Source organism: Pseudomonas sp. NPDC088414 (genome assembly GCF_044753325.1).
Lineage (GTDB): Bacteria > Pseudomonadota > Gammaproteobacteria > Pseudomonadales > Pseudomonadaceae > Aquipseudomonas.
Window position 1 is genome coordinate 125924 of sequence record NZ_JBIVMY010000013.1, and the last position, 1904, is coordinate 127827.

Below are 1904 nucleotides of genomic sequence, written 5' to 3' on the forward strand. Positions count from 1 at the left end.
CGACAGGCGATAGGAGTAGATCGGACGTTCGGCCTGTTTCGGCACGAAGTAGTACATCATCCCGAGGAAGCCGGTGGTCAGGAAGAAGCCCACGGCGTTGTGGCCGTACCACCACTGGATCATCGCGTCGGTCGCGCCCGAGTAGGCGGAGTAGGACTTGAAGAAACTCACCGGCAAGGAGGCGTGGTTAACGATGTGCAGCATCGCGGTCACGACGATGAACGCGCCGTAGAACCAGTTACCGACATAGATGTGTTTGGTCTTGCGCTTGGTGATGGTGCCGAAGAACACCAGCCCGTAGGAGACCCAGACAATGGCCAGCAGAATGGCGAGCGGCCATTCCAGTTCGGCGTATTCCTTGGTGGTGGTGTAACCCAGCGGCAAGGTAATGATTGCGCCGACGATGACTGCCTGCCAGCCCCAGAAGGTGAAGGCGGCGAGGCTGTCGGAGATCAGTCGCGTCTGGCAGGTTCGCTGCACGACATAGTAGGAAGTGGCAAACAGTGCACAACCACCGAAGGCGAAAATCACCAGGTTTGTGTGCAACGGGCGCAGGCGTCCAATGCTCGTCCACGGCAGACCGAAGTTCAACTCCGGCCAGACCAGTTGCGAGGCGATGTAGACACCGAGCCCCATGCCATGGATCCCCCAGACCACCGTCATGATGGCGAACTGGCGGACTACCTTATAGTTATAAGCAGTCGGACTGATTGCTGTGCTCATTCTAAGGTTCCACGGTTTGGGTGTTTTATTAGGATTAAAATCGGCCGCAAGTATGCAGAGAGCAGGGGGTCATTGCAACGCGCCATGACCTGGGTCAATGCTTTCCAACGCTGATTCTGCGGCCTTTCCATACGCCGCGTAAGGACAAAAATGGCCTCGGACAAAATGTCGCAGCGGACGAAAAAAGCGAGGGGTTCAGGTCAGTTGTAACGGGGTGTGTTCAAACGCTCAGTTCGGGTGACGGACGGTAAATGGCACGACAGCCGGTATCTACCGGCGTTTGCGGCCACATCAGTCAGCCGGTTCGCAGAACACAGCAGTCAGCGTTGACCTGGAACCAGCACAAGCCAGTCCGCATCGAGCAAGCGTAGACCCGAATCCGGGGAACCGAAAGGAGAGGGTGTGACGGGGTGCGACAATGCGTCGCAAAGGGGCGGGATGCTGCCGCACCGAGAATGGTGCGGCAGAGGTGTGCGCAATATTTATTGTTTGTTGTCTTCAGTAAGCAGTTTTTCTGTATTCAATCCGTGCGACAGGCTGTACACATAAGCGGCGAGCAATTGCACTTTATCGTTGCCCAACAGCTCGTTCTGCGCTGGCATGTGGCCTTGGCGACCGTGGCGGATGGTCTGCTCAAGCTGGGTCAGACTCGTGCCATAGATAAATCCGGCCGGGTGCGTCAGATTCGGCGCACCCATGGCTTCAGTGCCGTGGCCGGTTGCCCCATGACATGCTACGCAGGTGGTGCTGAACGCTTGCTGTCCGGCTTGCAGGTCAGCCTTGCTGTCGGCGGGCAGTGGCAGGCCGGCCAGTTCGTGACGCACATACGCCGCGACGTTCTTCACCCCGGCTTCACCGAGCACTTCGCCCCAGGCCGGCATCGCCGCCATCCGCCCACCCATGATGGTGGTCTTGATGGTTTCGGCGTCACCGCCCCAGCGCCAGTCCTTGTCGGCCAGGTTAGGGAAGCCGAACGCGCCCTTGGCGTCGGAGCCGTGGCACACCGAGCAGTTGGAGGCGAACAGCCGGCCACCCATTTTCAGCGCCTGCGGATCCTTCGCCACTTCTTCCACCGGCATGGCGGCGAATTTGGCGAAGATCGGCCCGAATTTGGCGTCGGCCTTGTTCATTTCCTTTTCCCATTCGTGCACGCCGGTCCAGCCGTCCTCGTAGCCGGGCAG

General features: G+C 59.1%; 2 protein-coding genes (1 of these 2 cut by a window edge). Both read right to left on the reverse strand.

Going from position 1 to position 1904, the window contains the following annotated elements:
* Positions 1-723, reverse strand: a 723-nt coding sequence (locus tag ACIP8I_RS14160; RefSeq protein ID WP_400761879.1) for a cbb3-type cytochrome c oxidase subunit I, incomplete at its 3' end; no start/stop codon positions are given.
* Between the two features lie 482 nt (positions 724-1205).
* Positions 1206-1904: the 3' portion of a cytochrome-c oxidase, cbb3-type subunit III gene (ccoP, locus tag ACIP8I_RS14165; RefSeq protein ID WP_400761881.1), read on the reverse strand. It continues 231 nt past the right edge of the window; only the last 699 of its 930 coding nucleotides appear in the window; its start codon lies off the right edge, out of view — the gene reads right to left on this strand; it ends in the stop codon at positions 1206-1208.